14 protein-coding genes are annotated in these 18,286 nt (G+C 55.8%); 8 read left to right on the forward strand and 6 right to left on the reverse strand.

The features are described from left to right. Positions 1-113: 113 nt before the first annotated feature. Complete coding sequence (locus IBT46_RS00765) at positions 114-1,763, forward strand: Na+/H+ antiporter (RefSeq protein WP_200543125.1); 1,650 nt, start codon at positions 114-116, stop codon at positions 1,761-1,763. Between the two features lie 45 nt (positions 1,764-1,808). On the opposite strand, the gene IBT46_RS00770 is transcribed toward IBT46_RS00765, so the two are convergent. Next, positions 1,809-2,711: a LysR family transcriptional regulator gene (locus IBT46_RS00770; RefSeq protein ID WP_200543126.1), complete on the reverse strand. Its 903-nt coding sequence runs from the start codon at positions 2,709-2,711 to the stop codon at positions 1,809-1,811. 109 nt (positions 2,712-2,820) lie between these two features. Here IBT46_RS00770 and IBT46_RS00775 point away from each other — a divergent pair, with 109 nt between their 5' ends. The 4 genes from IBT46_RS00775 (at position 2,821) to IBT46_RS00790 (ending at position 5,753) form a co-directional block, all read left to right on the forward strand. Next, entirely contained in the window at positions 2,821-3,252 is a 432-nt protein-coding gene (locus tag IBT46_RS00775; protein ID WP_200543127.1) for a CidA/LrgA family protein, read from the forward strand. Then, positions 3,245-3,943, forward strand: a complete 699-nt coding sequence (locus IBT46_RS00780) for an LrgB family protein (protein ID WP_200543128.1) — start codon at positions 3,245-3,247, stop codon at positions 3,941-3,943. Before IBT46_RS00775 ends, IBT46_RS00780 begins: the two co-directional genes overlap by 8 nt. Before the next feature lie 144 nt (positions 3,944-4,087). Continuing rightward, complete coding sequence (locus IBT46_RS00785) at positions 4,088-4,633, forward strand: YfaZ family outer membrane protein (RefSeq protein WP_105592201.1); 546 nt, start codon at positions 4,088-4,090, stop codon at positions 4,631-4,633. 289 nt (positions 4,634-4,922) lie between these two features. Beyond that, positions 4,923-5,753 (forward strand): Rpn family recombination-promoting nuclease/putative transposase, encoded by an 831-nt coding sequence (locus tag IBT46_RS00790; protein WP_200543129.1) that lies wholly within the window; start codon positions 4,923-4,925, stop codon positions 5,751-5,753. Positions 5,754-5,819: 66 nt separating this feature from the next. Here the strand turns inward: IBT46_RS00790 and actP are convergent, their stop codons facing one another. The 3 genes from actP to acs all read right to left on the reverse strand — a co-directional run bounded on the left by actP (position 5,820) and on the right by acs (position 9,902). Continuing rightward, on the reverse strand, positions 5,820-7,478 hold the full coding sequence (gene actP, locus IBT46_RS00795; RefSeq protein WP_200543130.1) for a cation/acetate symporter ActP: 1,659 nt from the start codon (positions 7,476-7,478) through the stop codon (positions 5,820-5,822). Then, complete coding sequence (locus IBT46_RS00800; protein WP_105592198.1) at positions 7,475-7,786, reverse strand: DUF485 domain-containing protein; 312 nt, start codon at positions 7,784-7,786, stop codon at positions 7,475-7,477. Before IBT46_RS00800 ends, actP begins: the two co-directional genes overlap by 4 nt. A gap of 160 nt (positions 7,787-7,946) precedes the next feature. Then, the gene (gene acs, locus IBT46_RS00805; protein ID WP_200543136.1) at positions 7,947-9,902 is read right to left on the reverse strand and encodes an acetate--CoA ligase; all 1,956 of its coding nucleotides are present in this window, start codon (positions 9,900-9,902) and stop codon (positions 7,947-7,949) included. A gap of 520 nt (positions 9,903-10,422) precedes the next feature. Here acs and gltP point away from each other — a divergent pair. Continuing rightward, complete coding sequence (gene gltP / locus IBT46_RS00810; RefSeq protein WP_200543162.1) at positions 10,423-11,721, forward strand: glutamate/aspartate:proton symporter GltP; 1,299 nt, start codon at positions 10,423-10,425, stop codon at positions 11,719-11,721. A 142-nt stretch (positions 11,722-11,863) separates the two neighbouring features. Then, entirely contained in the window at positions 11,864-12,631 is a 768-nt protein-coding gene (locus IBT46_RS00815) for a helix-turn-helix transcriptional regulator (RefSeq protein WP_105592195.1), read from the forward strand. Here the strand turns inward: IBT46_RS00815 and leuA are convergent. Next, positions 12,610-14,286, reverse strand: a complete 1,677-nt coding sequence (gene leuA / locus IBT46_RS00820) for a 2-isopropylmalate synthase (RefSeq protein ID WP_200543164.1) — start codon at positions 14,284-14,286, stop codon at positions 12,610-12,612. The two genes, IBT46_RS00815 and leuA, sit on opposite strands and share 22 nt — an antisense overlap. Positions 14,287-14,977: 691 nt before the next feature. Between leuA and IBT46_RS00825 the strand changes: the two genes are divergently transcribed. Then, positions 14,978-16,618, forward strand: coding sequence for a dihydroxyacetone kinase subunit DhaK (locus IBT46_RS00825; RefSeq protein WP_200543166.1), 1,641 nt, complete (start codon positions 14,978-14,980; stop codon positions 16,616-16,618). A 102-nt stretch (positions 16,619-16,720) separates the two neighbouring features. On the opposite strand, the gene sbmA is transcribed toward IBT46_RS00825, so the two are convergent. Continuing rightward, the gene (sbmA, locus tag IBT46_RS00830) at positions 16,721-17,947 is read right to left on the reverse strand and encodes a peptide antibiotic transporter SbmA (protein ID WP_200543168.1); all 1,227 of its coding nucleotides are present in this window, start codon (positions 17,945-17,947) and stop codon (positions 16,721-16,723) included. Positions 17,948-18,286: the final 339 nt, after the last annotated feature.

The following is an 18,286-nucleotide window of genomic DNA, read 5'->3' on the forward strand; positions in this document are numbered from 1 at the left end:
GTTTATTTATTTGCTTTACTATAACCAGTGTCTTACGGCGCTGCCGGATAGGGCATGGCTCTTGCCTTGCCGGCGTTCACCTGCACACAACTGGAAGATAAATAAAGGAAAACATGGAAATCTTCTTTACCATCCTGATCCTGATGCTGGTCGTTTCGCTGTCGGGCGTCGCCGCGCGAATGATCCCATTTCAAATTCCCCTGCCGCTGGTTCAAATCGCCGTGGGCGCACTGCTTGCCTGGCCGACGTTTGGTTTGCATGTCGATTTTGACCCGGAGCTGTTCTTAGTGCTGTTTATCCCGCCGCTGCTGTTTGCCGACGGTTGGAAGACCCCCACCAGTGAGTTTTTGCACCACGGGCGCGAGATTATCGGCCTGGCGCTGGTGCTGGTACTGATTACCGTGGTGGGGATTGGCTACCTGATTTACTGGCTGGTTCCGGGCATCCCGCTGATCCCGGCGTTTGCTCTGGCGGCGGTACTGTCACCGACCGATGCCGTGGCGCTGTCCGGCATTGTTGGGGAAGGGCGCATCCCGAAAAAAATTATGGCGATCCTGCAGGGCGAAGCGTTGATGAACGACGCATCGGGCCTGGTATCGCTGAAGTTTGCCGTCGCGGTGGCGATGGGCACGATGGTGTTTACCGTTTCCGGCGCGTCGCTGGAATTCCTCAAGGTGGCGATTGGCGGCCTGCTGGCGGGTATCGCTATCTGCTGGCTGTACGGTAAATCCCTGCGCCTGTTCAGCCGCTGGAGCGGTGACGACCCGGCAACGCAGACCGTGCTGCTGCTGCTGCTGCCGTTCGCCTCCTACCTGATTGCGGAACACATTGGCGTTTCCGGCATTCTGGCCTCGGTCGCCGCCGGGATGACCATCTCCCGCTCCGGCATTATCCGTCAGGCACCGCTGGCCATGCGCCTGCGCGCCAACGGTGCCTGGCAGATGCTGGAATTCGTCTTTAACGGCATGGTGTTCCTGATGCTGGGCCTGCAGCTGCCGGGCATTCTGGAGATTTCCGTGCGTCAGGCCGATGCCGATCCGAACGTCGAACTGTGGGCGCTGTTTGCCTCCGTCGTGACCATCTATGCCGCGCTGATGCTGGTGCGCTTTGGCTGGCTGTGGGGCATGCGTTACATCAGCCGCCATATGCTGAAAAAACGCCCGATGGAGTTTTCCAGCTATACCACCCGTGAGCTGCTGATCGCCTCCTTCGCCGGCGTGCGCGGTGCAATTACCCTCGCCGGCGTGCTGTCGATTCCGCTTCTGCTAAGCAACGGCAACGACTTCCCGGCACGCTATGAGCTGGTGTTTCTCGCGACCGGCGTGATCCTCTTCTCCCTGCTGGTGGGCGTGGTGATCTTACCGCTGCTGCTGCGTGGGATTGAAGGGACCGATAAAACCGGTCACCGCCGTGAAGTGCAGATGGCACGGGCGGTGATGGCCGGCACGGCGATTGAAAGTCTGTACAAAATGGAAGAGCGCCTGCTGGCCGACAGCGAAGAAGCGCTCGATCCTGAGCTGCTGAAAGAGGTCAGTTCGCGGGTGATTGGTAATCTGCGCCGCCGGGTGGATGGCAAAGAGGATCTGGAGCGCGCGCTGTATGCGGAAAACCTGGAACGTCGCTTCCGCCTGACCGGCCTGCGTGCCGAGCGTGGCGAGCTGTATCACCTGCGTGCCACGCAGCAGATCAGCGACGAAACGATGCACAAGCTGCTGCACGACCTTGACCTGCTGGAAACGCTGCTGAGCGAAAAAGAAGAGTAAGCCTGAACAGGGCGACCGTCGAAAGGGTCGCCCTTTTTTATGGCGTTAAACCGTCAGCCCGGGCGTGCTGTCCGGCCAGAATTCGCGGCAGCAGGCAATCCACGCCTGGGCGCTGCGCGACAGATAGCTTCCCTCCCGCCAGATCAGCCCCAGCTTCCACACCAGGTCCGACTCCAGCGGCAGCCACAGCAGCTGGCTTTTATCCAGCCGCTGGCAGATCGGTTCCGGCAGGATAGCTACGCCCATCCCCGCCTGCACCATTGCCGCCAGAAAATCCCACTGCCCGCTGCGTACGGCAATCTGCGGCGTGAAGCCACTGGCCTGAAAAGCGCGCATCAGCTGGCGGTTAAGGGAAAACTCTTCGTTGTAGATCAGAATCGGCTGCCCGGCCAGTTCGCTGAGTTTGAGGTGCGTGCGCCGCAGCCAGGCTTCGGTACGCGGCACCAGCACGCACAGCGGATGGCTCATCAGCGGCAGTGCGTTAAGCGGCAGATCGTCGGCCACCGGCAGGGCGGTCATGGCGATATCCAGGCTGCCTGACAGCACCGCCTGCTGCACGGTCAGGCCGCCGAATTCGGAAATTTTCAGCTCCACGCCGGGATAGCGCTGACGGAAAGCGGAGATCGACCCGGCGATCTGCATGCCGACCATCGGCGGAATACCCAGCCGCAGCTCGCCGGTTTTCAGCTCGTTGAGATCGCTGATTTCCGCTTCCAGCTGCTTGAACTCCTGCAAAATGGTCAGCCCGCGCTGATAGACCGCCTGGCCGGTATCGGTCAGGTGCAGCTTGCGGCCCTCGCGCATCAACAGGGTACAGCCGAGTTCATCCTCCAGCTGGCGCAGCATTTTGCTGATGGTCGGCTGGGTGACATACAGCTGTTCGGCGGCCCGGGTAAAGCTTTGCTGGCGGACAACCTCAACAAAATAGCGCAGGGCGCGAACGTCCATAATCATTCCTGTTTGGCATAGTTGGAATAATATTAAGTCATTTTTTTCACGCTTTGTTACCCCTTTATAATAATCACAGCAAAATTGCTGCCAAAGGGGTAATAAAGCGATGGCCACCATGACAGACCCGGTGAAAACGGGCTGGCTACTACGGGTTCAGGTTCCGCTACAGGTGATACTGTATGTCGGTTTGTTTGTTTTTTCACAACATCTGGTGAGCTGGCTGCACCTCCCGCTGCCGGCCAATATCGTCGGCATGCTGCTGCTGCTGGCGATGATCATGCTGCGCATCCTGCCCATCGGCTGGGTGAAAGCCGGGTCTAACTGGCTGCTGGCCGAAATGCTGCTGTTCTTCATTCCGGCGGTCGTAGCGGTGGTGAACTACTCCGAACTGCTGCGCGTTGAGGGCTGGCGTATCCTGCTGGTGATTACCCTCAGTACGCTGCTGGTGCTGGCGGCAACCAGCATCGTCGTCGATCGGGTCAGCCGTTTTGAGCTGTGGCTGGCCGCGCGTAAACAGCAGAGGCAGCACCATGAATGATTTTGTCCTGAGCGTGCTGTGCCTGGCCGCAACCCTGCTGATTTACTTTGCTAATAAACGGCTGTATCGCCGCTGGCATCGTCTGCTGCTGATGCCGCTGGTGATGACGCCAATGGTGCTGGTGGCGCTGCTGGTGGTCACCCATATCAGCTGGCAGGACTACATTGGCGAAAGCCGCTGGCTGCTGTGGCTGCTCGGCCCGGCAACGCTGGCTTTCGCGGTGCCGGTCTATGAAAACACGGCGATTATCCGCCGCCACTGGCTGTCGCTGACTGCCGGGGTGATTACCGCCACGCTGGTGGCAATCTGCAGCTCGGTGTGGCTGGCGCGCCTGCTGACGCTGCCGGAGGAGATCCAGCGTAGCCTGGCGGTGCGCTCGATCACCACGCCTTTTGCGCTGGCGGCCGCCGAGCAGCTGGGCGGCAAACCCGATCTGGTGGCGCTGTTTGTGGTGATCACCGGGGTCTTCGGCATGGCGGTCGGTGACCTGCTGTTCCTGCGCCTGGCGATCAAACAGGGCATGGCGAAAGGCGCAGGATTCGGCGCTGCCTCTCACGGTGCCGGTACCGCGCGTGCCTACGAACTCGGTCCGCAGGAGGGCGTGGTGTCCAGCCTGGTGATGATGCTCTCCGGGGTGCTGACGGTGATTATCGCGCCGATAGTCGGCCATGTAATGTGGGTCAGCGCCTGACGGAAATATCTGGTTACTCACTCTTTTGTAAGATTAATCAAATTTATTACCATTTAGTTCTTTCTCATATAATTCTTAAAACAGTTGGTTTACGCTGCACCACCGCCGTTTTCAGGCGTGAGTAAAATTAATTGGGAGAGAACAATGAAAAAAGTGGCAATGACAACCGGCGCTCTGGCGCTGCTGGCGCTGGCAGGAACGGCTCAGGCGATTGATGGCGGCGTGAGCGTCGGCAAAGATTACACCGACGTACACGTCGGCCTGGGCACCAGTACTCCGGGTTTTGCCTTATCCGGTGACTGGCTGCGCAGCGATCATGATGGCAACGTCAGCAGCCTGGGTCTCGGCTATAACGTGGCGATCGGTGATGTAATGCTTTCCCCAACCATCAAAGCCATGTCCACCAACCCGAAAGACACCAAAGATGGCTACGCCATCGCCGTTGGTGGCGGTGTGAAGGTGCCGGTTACCAAAATGTTCAATGTCTACGGCCAGTACTTCTACTCGCCTGACTCCTTCTCTAGCCATATCGATAACTACCAGGAAGCCTCTGCCGGTGTTAGCTTCCAGCCGATTTCGCTGATTGATGTGAATGTGGGTTACAAGTACATGACCATGAACGGCAAAGACGGTCGTAAAGACAACGTCGTGGCCGACGGTCCGTACGTCGGTGCCGCGCTGCACTTCTAATCGGCCAGGCTTACACTTCGAATCGCGCAAACCTGCGCGGCTGAAGCTGAACGGGGTGAGAATGGGCATTGAGCCTGTTTTCGTCCCGTTTATTCTGCTGTTCTTTTAAATTTAAAATATCCTCCCGGCGGTTTTAACTGAAATATTAAATGATGACTTTCGGACAGCGCTCGGTTTTTTTATTATCGAATGCATACCGTTTGCATAAAAAAGGAAGCGCTGCCTCAGGCGCAGAGAATAAATAAAAAAACGCCTTTCCCGCCTCTGAAAAATAAATCATCTTGCGGTGATGAAAGGAACTCAAACGCCAACGCCGCATGATGCGATTTTTAAAAAGATATTAGGCCACGTGGATACGGTCAAAACCCTCAACGGTGAGGGCTATATTTACACTCTGATTGAACATCAAAGTACGCCCGACAGGCTGATGGCCTTTCGATTAATGCGTTACGCCATTGCCGTCATGCAGCGCCATCTTGATGCCGGAAATGAGACTCTGCCGCTGGTGGTGCCGATACTTTTTTATCACGGTCGGGTCACGCCTTATCCCTATTCGATGAGCTGGCTGCAGGCGTTTAGCGATCCGCAGCGGGCAGCTCAGCTCTACGGTGGAGACTTCCCACTTGTTGATGTGACGGTTATTGCGGATGATGAAATCATGCAACATCGCCGAATGGCGATACTGGAACTGCTGCAGAAGCATATTCGCCAGCGCGATCTCATGGAATTGCTGGAGCCGTTGGTCACGCTAATGTTCACTGGCTACACTGGCGAGGAACAGTTGAAACCGCTGTTCAACTATATGTTACAGGTTGGCAGGACGCCCTCCCCGCATGCTTTTGCTCAGGAGTTGTCTCGCCGAACGTCTGGATACAAGGAGGGAATGATGAGGCTGGCAGAATGGTTTGAGCAGAACGGTAATCAGTTTTTTTTTGAACAGGGAGAGGAAAAAGGGATTGAACAAGGCATGGAAAGGGGGCTGAGAAAAGGCCGCCTTGAGGGGGCGATGGATGTCACAAGATCGCTGGCGCGAAAAATGCTGGTGAAGGGATTCGAGCGGCAGACGGTAGCAGACATTACCGGCCTGTCGGAAGATGAACTTGCCAAATTGGATCATTAATCATCCATCCAGGCCGTGGCTTATCCGTGATGGGGCAGGCATCCGGCCCGCCCCTGTAGCGATCGGTTAATGCCCTTTTCCGCCTTCAATGCCGATACCGGTTTGTGAACGGACGAACTGAGCCTGGAAGCGCAGACGTTCCTGCGCACCTTCCGCTGAGTTATCGGTGACGGAGAACAGCCAGGTGCCGATAAAGGCTGCCAGCATAGAGAACAGCGCCGGATATTCATAAGGATAAACCGGCTTCTCGTGCCCCAGCACCTGTACCCAAACGGTCGGGCCGAGGATCATCAGGACGACCGCGGTAATCAGCCCCAGCCAGCCGCCGACCATCGCACCGCGCGTGGTCAGTTTTGACCAGTACATTGATAGCAGGATAATCGGGAAGTTACAGCTGGCAGCAATCGAGAAGGCCAGCCCGACCATAAACGCAATATTTTGCTTCTCAAACAGTATGCCCAGCGCAATCGCCACCACGCCGAGCACCAGCACGGTGATTTTGGATACTCTCAGCTCTTCACGCTCGGTCGCCTGGCCCTTGCGGAACACGCTGGCGTAAAGGTCATGGGAAACCGCCGATGCGCCCGCGAGGGTTAGCCCGGCTACCACCGCCAGAATCGTGGCGAAGGCCACCGCTGAGATAAAGCCGAGGAACATACTGCCACCAACCGCGTCGGCCAGATGAACCGCGGCCATATTGTTGCCGCCAATCAGTGCACCGGCAGCATCTTTGAAGGCCGGGTTAGCACCGACCAGCAGGATCGCGCCGAAGCCAATGATGAAGGTCAGGAAGTAGAAGTAGCCCATAAAACCGGTGGCGTAAAAGACGCTTTTACGCGCCTCGCGGGCATCGCTGACGGTAAAGAAGCGCATCAGAATATGCGGTAGCCCTGCGGTACCGAACATCAGGCCAAGACCGAGCGACAGCGCGGATATTGGATCTTTCACCAGCCCGCCGGGGCGCATAATCTCAATGCCTTTCGGATGGACCTTCATCGCTTCGGTAAACAGATTATTGAAGCTGAACCCGACGGTTTTCATCACCATGATGGCCATAAAGCTGGCACCGAACAGCAGCAGTACGGCTTTGATGATCTGCACCCAGGTGGTGGCCAGCATGCCGCCGAACAGCACATACATCACCATCAGAATGCCGACCAGCACGACCGCAACGTGGTAGTCCAGCCCAAACAGCAGCTGGATCAGCTTACCGGCCCCGACCATCTGCGCAATCAGGTACAGCGCCACTACCACCAGTGAACCGCAGGCGGAGAGGGTGCGAATAGGTTTTTGCTTCAGGCGGTAGGAGGCCACATCGGCAAAGGTGTAGCGGCCCAGGTTGCGCAGGCGCTCGGCGATCAGGAACAGAATAATCGGCCAGCCGACCAGGAAGCCGAGTGAATAAATCAGGCCATCGTAGCCGGAGGTATAAACCAGCGCGGAAATGCCAAGGAACGAGGCGGCAGACATAAAGTCCCCGGCCATCGCCAGCCCGTTTTGAAAACCGGTAATATTGCCGCCGGCGGTGTAGTAATCACTGCGGGAACGAGTGCGTTTGGAAGCCCAGTACGTAATGCCCAGCGTGGCAGCCACAAAAATCAGGAACATGACAATGGCTTCAACGTTGGTGGGCTGGCGTTCAACCGCACCGGTAATCGCATCGGCAGCCTGCGCACCGAAAGGCAGCAGGGCTGGCAGAGCCAGCGTTAGACGGCGTAGTTTCATCCTTTCACCTCGTTCAGTAATTCACGGGTCAGGCGGTCAAACTCGCCGTTAGCGCGCCAGACGTAAACGCCGGTCAGCACGAAGGAGATAACAATCAGTCCGATGCCGATGGGGATGCCGCGCGTGACATTAGTACCGTCATGCAGCGGCGTGCCCAGCCAGCCGGGAGCAAAAGCAATCAGCAGGATAAAACCGACGTAGAGCACCAGCATAATCAGGGACAGCAGGGTGGCAAAGCTCTGGCGTTTTCTGACCAGTTCTTTAAATCGGGCGCTTTTTTCTATGCGTTGATAAATGACATCGTTCATCACAGCGTCTCCAGAGGTAGAGTTATACCGGGATAGCAGAAGCAGGGCTTCGACGGCCTGGTTTTCTTGTTATAACTTCATGGTGCTGAAAATTAAGACGAAAGACGACGGGCTGCTCTGCGGCAGTTACGCAATGGGGGCACTGAGGCCCCCATCAGATTTACGGCATTTTAATGGCTTGTTTCTCTTCCAGCAGTTTCTCCACGACGCCCGGATCGGCAAGCGTTGAGGTGTCTCCGAGATTACTGGTATCCCCGGTGGCGATTTTGCGCAGAATACGTCGCATGATCTTGCCGGAGCGGGTTTTCGGCAGGGAATCGGTCCAGTGCAATACATCCGGCGTGGCAATTGGGCCAATCTCTTTACGCACCCAGTTACGCACTTCGGTATACAGCTCCGGCGTGGGTTCTTCACCGTGGTTCAGGGTGATATAGGCATAAATCGCCTGGCCCTTCAGGCTGTGAGGAATGCCAACCACGGCGGCTTCGGCAATTTTTGGATGCGATACCAGCGCGGATTCGATCTCGGCGGTCCCCAGGCGGTGGCCGGAAACGTTCAGCACATCGTCAACGCGGCCGGTGATCCAGTAGTCGCCATCGGCGTCACGGCGCGCGCCGTCGCCGCTGAAATACATATTCTTAAACGTTGAGAAATAGGTCTGTTCAAAACGTTCATGATCGCCGAACAGCGTTCGCGCCTGGCCCGGCCACGAATCGATAATCACCAGATTGCCTTCGGTTGCACCTTCCTGCGGATGGCCTTCGTTGTCGACCAGTGCAGGCTGAACGCCAAAGAACGGTTTGGTGGCCGAACCCGGTTTCAGGGTGGTAGCTCCGGGCAGCGGGGTGATCATAAAGCCCCCGGTTTCGGTCTGCCACCAGGTATCGGAGATCGGGCAGCGCCCGTTACCAATTTTTTTGTGGAACCATTCCCAGGCTTCCGGGTTAATCGGCTCGCCGACTGACCCCAGAATACGCAGGGAAGAGCGATCGGTACCCTCAATCGCCTTATCGCCTTCGGCCATCAGCGCACGGACCGCCGTTGGCGCGGTATAGAGGATAGTGACCTTATGCTTATCAACCACTTCCGCCATGCGGCTCGGTTTTGGCCAGTTTGGCACGCCCTCGAACATCAGCGTGGTGGCACCGCAGGCCAGCGGCCCGTAGAGCAGATAGCTGTGGCCGGTGACCCAGCCGACATCGGCGGTACACCAGTAAATATCTTCCGGATGGTAATCAAACACGTACTTAAAGGTGGTGGCGGCATACACCAGATAGCCACCGGTGGTGTGCAGCACGCCTTTCGGCTTGCCGGTAGAACCGGAGGTGTAGAGAATAAACAGCGGATCTTCGGCGTTCATTTCAACCGGCTGGTGCTCGCTGCCGGCGTTAGCCACCAGTTCGTGCCACCACAGATCGCGTCCGCTTTTCCAGCCGCCATCGCGACCGGTACGGCGAAATACCACCACATTTTTCACGCCGGTAACGGCAGGGTTATTCAGCGCGTCATCGACGTTTTTCTTCAGCGGGATGCTGCGACCGGCGCGAACACCTTCATCGGCGGTAATCACCAGTCTGGCGTTACTGTCGATAATACGTCCGGCGACGGCTTCTGGTGAAAAGCCACCGAAAATCACTGAATGGATCGCGCCAATACGCGCGCAGGCCAGCATGGCAACCGCCGCTTCCGGCACCATTGGCATATAAATCGCCACGACGTCGCCTTTATTGATGCCCAGATCCTGCAGCACGTTGGCGAAGCGGCACACGTCACGATGCAACTCACGATAGGTGAGGGTTTTACTTTCGCTGGCGTCATCGCCTTCCCAGATGATGGCCGGATGATCACCGCGCGTTTGCAGGTGGCGATCCAGGCAGTTGGCAGCCAGATTCAGGGTGCCATCTTCAAACCAGCGAATCGAAATATTACCCGGGGCGAAAGAGGTATTTTTCACCGTACGGTAAGGCTTGATCCAGTCAAGTATTTTGCCTTGCTCACCCCAGAATGCATCGGGGTCCTGCACTGATTGCTGGTACATCGACTGGTACTGCTGAGCATTAATCAGGGTATTTTCCGCAATATTCGCGGGAACAGGGTACGTATGTATTTGGCTCATGGCTGGCCTCCTTGAAGATGTTAATAATATGTCAATCAATGGTTAAGTGAAGATGCCCGCAAGGCTTTGTTTTCTTTTTGAGCGGCAGATCACGCCATAACCCAGCGTAATGAAACCGGGGGGAGACATTGTCATAAAGAGAAGGATGCAACAGGAAAAAGGCGAATTTAAGGCGGTGCAGTGTACAAAAAAAGCGCAAGCAGACCGTTAGTTTGGCACGACTAATAGCAGAACCGTGCATAGTTATGTTGTTTTAATGATTTAATATTGTTAACCATAACAATAACTTAGTTTAATGTGATTAAAATCAGAGCTTTATTCTGCCGAGAATTAACAAAATAGATACATCTCTCTCAGGCTTGCATTAATGACGCTTAAAATGGTACTGATTACGCGCCTGAATACAGGTATCAACCATCCATTACCTGTGAATTGACCGGTTTCGGTCTGCCTCCCTTGAGTGTCATTCACTCCGCAAGCTCCGCGCGGAAAGCAGGTCATGTTAAGGAAAAGACTCGTTATGAAAGCAATAAAACTCAGCCTTGCCTGGCAAATATTGATTGCGTTGGTACTGGGGATCGTCGTTGGGGCGGTTCTGCATAATCAACCAGGGGAACGTGAATGGTTAGTCACTAACATTCTCAGCCCTGCCGGTGACATCTTTATTCACCTGATCAAAATGATTGTTGTACCTATCGTTATCTCCACGCTGATTGTTGGCATCGCCGGCGTCGGGGATGCCAAGAAACTCGGACGTATTGGCGTTAAAACGATTGTTTATTTTGAAGTGATTACCACCATTGCCATTGTGATAGGTATTACTCTGGCGAATGTATTCCAACCCGGTTCCGGCATTGATATGTCGACGCTGGCAACGGTGGACATCTCTAAATATGAAGCCACAACGGCACAGGTTCAGGGCCAGCCTCACAGCCTGGTCACCACCATTCTGTCGCTGATTCCGCAGAATATTTTCGCTGCTATCGCCAAAGGTGACATGCTGCCGATTATCTTCTTCTCGGTGCTGTTTGGTCTGGGCCTCTCGTCGCTGCCGTCTGAACATCGCGACCCGCTGGTGAAAGTGTTCCGCTCCACCTCAGAAGCGATGTTTAAAGTGACCAGCATGATTATGCGTTATGCGCCGGTTGGGGTATTTGCGCTGATCTCGGTGACCGTGGCTAACTTTGGTTTTGCTTCGCTGTGGCCGCTGGCCAAGCTGGTGATTCTGGTGTACGCCGCTATCGCCTTCTTCGCCTTTGTGGTGCTGGGAGCCGTTGCGCGTATCTGTAAGCTGCGTATCACCGTGCTGTTCCGCATTCTGAAGGATGAGCTGATCCTGGCTTACTCCACCGCCAGTTCGGAAACCGTGCTGCCGCGTATTATGGAGAAGATGGAAGCCTACGGTGCACCGAAGTCGATCACCAGCTTCGTGGTACCAACCGGCTATTCGTTTAACCTCGACGGTTCAACGCTGTACCAGAGTATTGCGGCGATCTTTATCGCGCAGCTGTACGGCATCAACCTGTCGCTGGGCGATGAAATCATTCTGGTGCTGACGTTGATGGTGACGTCGAAAGGGATCGCTGGCGTGCCGGGCGTCTCCTTCGTGGTGCTGCTGGCGACGCTGGGCAGCGTGGGCATCCCGCTTGAAGGACTGGCATTTATTGCCGGCGTTGACCGTATCCTCGATATGGCACGTACCGCACTGAACGTAGTGGGTAATGCGCTGGCGGTGCTGGTGGTTGCCAAGTGGGAAGATCAGTTTGACGCTAAACAGGCCACGGCCTATGAAGCGCAGCTGAAAGCCGTGCATTCCTGATAGTGACCTTAACGGGCGGGCCGATCGCGGCCCGCCTGATTGATTTTCCCGTCCGCTGCGTTTTTCTGCTCGACCTCTCTTTTTTCCGCTTTCTGCCCGCGCCTTTGTTAAGCTTGAGTTCCTGCTCACCTCCGGGAATCCTATGTCATCTTCCGTTGATTTTTCGTTTGCTACCCGCCCGCTGGTGCCTTACGCGCATGATTATCGCCATGGCGACAGTGAGCCGAGGCATCATCATAACTGCGCACAGCTGGTCCATACGCTGAGCGGCGTGGTGCGTATTGAAACGGACCTGGGCCACTGGATTGTGCCGCCGGGTCGCGGCGTCTGGCTGCCTGCGGGCGTGCCCCATGCGCTGCAAATGACCGGTAACGTGGCGGCGCGAACGCTGTTTGTCGATCCGCTGGCGCGTGCCGATTTGCCAGCCAGTTGTCAGGTGGTGCAGGTATCCCCGCTGTTGCGCGAGCTGATAGTCAGCGCGCTGGCACTGCCGGAATCCTATGCTCCCGCCAGCCGGGCGGAGCGAATTTATGAATTGATACTGGATGAGATCCGTGTCATGACCGAGCTGCCGTTCAGCCTGCCGGAGCCGCAGAGCGAGGCGCTGATTTCACTGTGTGATGCCCTGAGGGCCGAACCGGGAGAAAGCTGGACGCTGGAGAACAGCGCCCGGCGCATCAACGTCAGCAGCCGCACGCTGGCGCGCCGTTTCTATCAGGAAACCGGGCTGCAGTTCAGCGATTGGGTAAGGCGCGCCAGGCTGATGGAAGCGCTGGCGCGTTTAGCACGGGGAGACTCGGTGCTGACGGTATCACTCGATTTGGGCTACGAAAGCCAGAGTGCGTTCAGCGCAATGTTCCGCCGCATTATGGGCGTGGCGCCCAGCGACTACTTCCCACCCGCCAGCTGACCCTGCGCCAGCGCGTTCAGCAGCGCCTGCAGCGAAGCGCGGGAAACGTCACTGTCGATACCTACCCCCCAGGCGCTGTGATTGCCGGCAAAGGTGCAGTGCAGATAGGCGACGGAGCGGCTGTCGCTGCGCTGGCCCAGCGTGTGCTCATGATAATCCTGAATGGTAAAGGAGACGTCAAACGCCTGGCGCAGCGCGTCGACCGCCGCCGACAGCAGCCCGTTCCCCCGACCTGCCACAGCGTAGGGGCGGTTATCCTGCTGTACGCTGGCCTCAAACTGCAGCTGTCCATGGCTGTCGCTCTGGCTGCGGTATTCCCCCAGCTGCAACTGAGGTGCGGTCAGGCCATACGCCTGGCGGAACAGCTGCCAGATAGCGGCCTGGGTCATCTCTTTGCCTTCGCCGTCAGTGACCTGCTGTACCCGCTGGCTGAAATCCTGCTGAAGTGCTCGTGGCAGGACCAGTCCGTGATTTTGCTCGATCATCCAGGCCGCGCCACTTTTCCCTGACTGACTGTTAACGCGGATCACCGCCTCATAGTTACAGCCGATGTCCGCCGGGTCAAGCGGCAGATAAGGCACTTCCCAGACGTTATCCTGCTGCTCTTTGCGGGCAGCAAAGCCTTTCTTAATTGCATCCTGGTGTGAACCGGAGAAGGCGGTAAACACCAGCTCCCCGGCGTAAGGATGGCGTGGGTGAACCGGCAGCTGGTTGCACTGCTCAACCAGATCGACCACCTGCTTCATCTGGCTGAAATCAAGCCCTGGGTTGATGCCCTGGGTATAAAAGTTCAGCGCCATGGTCACCAAATCGACGTTACCGGTGCGTTCCCCGTTGCCAAACAGGCAGCCTTCCACCCGGTCTGCTCCGGCCAGCAGGGCCAGTTCGGCGGCAGCGATGCCGGTGCCGCGATCGTTATGCGGGTGGACGCTGATGCAAACCTCAGGACGCCAGGAGAAATGGCGGCAGAAGTACTCAATCTGATCGGCATAGACATTAGGCGTGCTGACTTCCACCGTGGCGGGCAGGTTGACGATCATCGGTCTTTCCGCGCAGGGCTGCCAGACGGCGGCAACCGCCTCGCAGATCTCCAGCGCGAAGTCGAGTTCGGTAAAGCAGAACGTTTCCGGAGAATATTCGAAGGTCCAGTTGGTCTGCGGCTGCTCCTCGCAGCGCTGGCGGATCAGACGAGTGGCGTTGACCGCCAGTTCGATAATCTGTTCTTTGCTCTGGCGAAATACCAGCCGGCGAAATACTGGCGCGGTGGCGTTATAGAGATGCACCGTAGCGTTTTTTGCCCCCTCCAGGGAGACAAAAGTACGGTCAATCAGATCGCTACGTGCCTGGGTCAGCACCTGTATTGATACGTCATCCGGGATCATCCGCTGTTCGATCAGCTCGCGAACGAAATTGAAATCGGTCTGTGAAGCGGAAGGGAAAGCCACTTCAATTTCCTTAAAACCACACTGCAACAGCAGCTGCCAGAACAGCTTTTTACGCGTGCTATCCATTGGCTCAGCCAGCGACTGGTTGCCATCGCGCAGATCGGTAGAGAGCCAGCGCGGTGCCTGGGTCAGCGTTTTACTTGGCCACTGACGATCGTTCAGTGCCACCGGGGGAAAAGCGCGATATTTGTCGTTGGGTTGTTGCAGCATAGTCATTCCTCCTTGTGATAGAGGCTCTATTCTGCTTGGGGATCGCCGGTATTGACCGACGCAAAGCTGACAACCTGATGCTGAAAAGTGACAGGTCGAAAAAAAAAGGAACAGATCACATCATCTGCCCCTTTTGACGCCCTGGTGTTAGCGTTTATATACGATGCCCTTTCCGAATATTATCTGCCTTTTCTACGGTAAACCGGCGGCTTAGTTAAATAATTTGCCAGGTTGATAACAATCTTATTCGAACACCAGTCAATATTTGTAGACTCTTTTAGATTATTTTTCATCTTAATTAACCGGAATTGTGATTGATGCTGCAATTTCAAATGGTATTTCGCGTATGCAAAAAGTGAATAAAGATGAATAAGGTGCGTGCCCGTATGCGTTTCAATCTGTTAGTCTTTATTTTTGGTTAAACATTGTAATTAACTATGAATAAAATAATTCTGGATAAACTTACCATGAAGATATTTAAATTTACGCCGACATTATTACTTAGATAACTAATCAGAGTTGATAAGTTTTCTACTAACGGGTGAATCCAAAAAATTATTTCAATGCTTTTAAAGCGCTGGAAACGTATTGCGCCGTTTCCGTAACGATTGCTTTAGGGATTTTTACTACAGTTATAGCATCGTGCAGGTTGCCACCTGTGCAGAGTGTATGCCCGAGATAAGGAGATAAGATGAGTCAGTTTTTTATGAACGACAAGCAACATCTGGTCAATGAGGCGATAGAAGGCTCGCTGTTAAGTACGCCTTTTCATAATCTTAGCCGTCTCGCGCTGGGAGCAGATTTGCGTATTGTCGTGCGCAGTGACTGGGACCGATCGAAAGTTGCGCTGATTTCCGGCGGCGGTTCCGGCCACGAACCTGCCCACATCGGCTTTGTCGGCAAGGGAATGCTGAGTGCCGCGGTGTGCGGCGATGTTTTTGCTTCACCCAGTGTGGATGCCGTGCTGCACGCCATTATTAACGTAACCGGTGAGGCTGGCTGCCTGCTTATCGTCAAGAACTACACCGGCGATCGGCTGAACTTTGGTCTGGCGGCGGAGAAAGCCAAACAGCTGGGGTATCGGGTGGAAATGGTGATGGTGCAGGATGATATCGCGCTGCCGGACAATCCTCAGCCTCGTGGCATTGCGGGTACGGCGCTGGTGCATAAAATTGCCGGTTATGCCGCTGAACAGGGGAAGAGCCTGGCCGATGTCACCGCATTAGCGCAGAGAGCCATCGAGCAGATCGCTTCCATCGGCGTTGCCTTCAGTAGCTGTCATATTCCAGGAGAAGCTCGTGATGACCGCGTCAAGCCGGGTACCTGCGAGTTAGGGATGGGGATTCACGGCGAGCCGGGTGCATCGACGTTGAAAACTCAGAACAGCGTGGAGATCGTCGCTCAGATGGTGCAGCGCCTTACCGCTCACACGGGCGATCGACCGCTGGCGCTGTTAATCAATAACCTCGGCGGTTTTTCGATGCTGGAGATGGCGGTACTGACTCGGGAGGTACTGGGTTCGGCGATCGGCAGGCAGGTTCGGCTGCTGCTGGGCCCGGCAACGCTGGTCAGCGCGCTGGATATGAAAGGATTCTCGCTGTCTGTTCTGCGGCTGGATGATGAGTTTGAGAAGGCGCTGCTGGCGGAAGTGGAAGCGGCGGGCTGGACAGAGGCTGTCTCACCGTCAACGCTGGTGGAAGCACCGGCGAAGACCCTCGATCGACAGCCGACCTTTACGCCTTCCTCTAACGATAAAGTGGCCGCACTGTTGACCACCCTTTGCCGGACGCTGATTGCGCAGGAAAGCGAGTTAAACAATCTGGATGCGAAAGTGGGCGACGGCGATACCGGTTCAACATTTGCCGCCGGCGCCAGAAGCCTCCTCAAGGCCTGCGAAGAGCAGTCGCTGCCGCTCGATCGGACCGGACAGTTGCTAAACGTTATTGGCGAAAAGCTGGCGACGGTGATGGGTGGTTCATCGGGCGTGCTGATGTCGATTATGTTCACTGCCGCCGGTCAGCGCCTGGAAGAGGGCGAGCCGCTGCCGCAGGCGCTGCAATACGGTCTGGAGCGTATGCAGCATTACGGCGGTGCGCGGGTCGGGCAGCGTACGATGATTGATGCATTGGACCCTGCGTTTAACGCTTTGGCGGAGGGGAAAGATCTGGCTGCTGTTGCGCAAGCCGCACGTGAAGGGGCCGAGAGCACCAGTCTGATGCGCAGCGCCGGAGCAGGGCGCGCTTCCTATTTGAATGCAGAAAGCCTGGACGGCGTGAAAGATCCCGGCGCTTACGCGGTAGAAAAAGTGTTCGCCGCGCTGGCCGGAAAATAGCCTGATTGTTGACGATGGCCGCCCTGGGCGGCGGCCATTACTCCAGACTCCAGACTCCAGACTCCAGACTCCAGACTCCAGACTCCAGACTCCAGCATTTCATCAGATAGCGCTGCTTTCCGTCTCTGGCAGCGTATCCAGCGTATGCTCAAAGCTGCGCAGACGTTTGTAGATAGACAGCAGTTCAACCAGCGTTGTCCACGAGTTAATCAGATACTGGAACGAACCGCGAACCTGGTCGAAGACGTTGGTGATCTGCGTTAACAGCCCGAGGGTAATTGCTCCGCTGACAATCGATGGGAACAGGACAAAAATACTGAATACCGCATCCAGCTGGATGTAGAAAATACGCACGATATTAAAGTAGAGATAATGGAAATAGAGGCGGAAGTAATTGACCCGCACGTTATGAAACAATGTCTTGACCGTAGGTGGCTGCGCACGCTGGAGGTCGTCTTCGCCATACACCAGCTCTTTACGGTAGGCCGCTTCCACCCGCTGATTGCGGAAGGATAGCCCCGGCAGCTTGATACCCACGACTGCCAGCAGGCCGGTGCCAAGAATTGACCACGCGACGGCGGCAATCACTAACGCGTAGGGGACACTGCCGATAATCGGCACGGTTTTGACGTGCACCGACAGGGCGACCAGTACCGGCAGGAAAGCAATCAGCGTCATCACCGCGTTAATAAAGCTCACCCCCATATCTTCCAGCGTGGAGGCAAAGCGCATGGTATCTTCCTGCACACGCTGCGCTGCACCCTCAATACCACGCAGGCGCTGCCAGTGGGACATGTAGTAGTGGTTCATCGCTGAACGCCAGCGGAAAACGTAGTGGCTGATAAAAAACAGATTCAGCACATCAATCACTACGGCAATTAGCGCGATGCTGAGGAAGCCGCCAATCTGGCCATAGAGCGTATCGATTTTTACCGTATTCGGATGCGCCATCGCCCGCTGTACGAGGTCGTAAAAGGGTTCATACCAGCGGTTGATCGCCACGCCAACCTGCACAGAGAACCAGGTGACAAAAATAATCAGCGCGCTACCCAGTACCGACCAGCGCTGCCAGGGATGCGGGCTGAACAGCGCCCAGAAGCCAGCAAACAGCAGCGCCGCCAGCAGATAGTAGCTGTAGAAACCGAGTTCGGAGGGGGCAATAAAGCACAGGGCGTTATTCGGCAACGGGCCGAGGGCTACCGGGGAGAACTGCATCATGTGCGCGAGGTGGCTGCCGGCAAAGCCGAACCAGAACAGAATCGCCATCAGGCTCCACAGTGCCGCGCTGCTGAAGAACAACAGAGGCCGGGGGAAAAAGGATTTGAACATAGAAACTCCACAGCGAATTTTTGATGGTTATACCGTGAATGTTTGTGAGGAATCTCACTAACAGTGTTTCCATTAATTTCCAGGTGGAATCTCAGGGCAAAAAATTGTTCCTTATGCTGAATTTTCACCTGACTGCTCTATTTTCCCTGCCTGAAGCCCACTATTTACTGACAAATGAAGTCAGATTAACGAAAAAACGCGATTTGCATTTTGAATGTTTATTCAACAAAGCAGATAATGAACGCCGACGGAGTACCAGGCGAAACGGATCTGGGCATACAGCGGTTTTCGTCCCTCCCCAGGAGACTGTCCGTCACAGGCACGACAGGAGTTGTGTTC

Source organism: Erwinia sp. S38 (assembly GCF_016624545.1).
Classification (GTDB): domain Bacteria; phylum Pseudomonadota; class Gammaproteobacteria; order Enterobacterales; family Enterobacteriaceae; genus Erwinia; species Erwinia coffeiphila.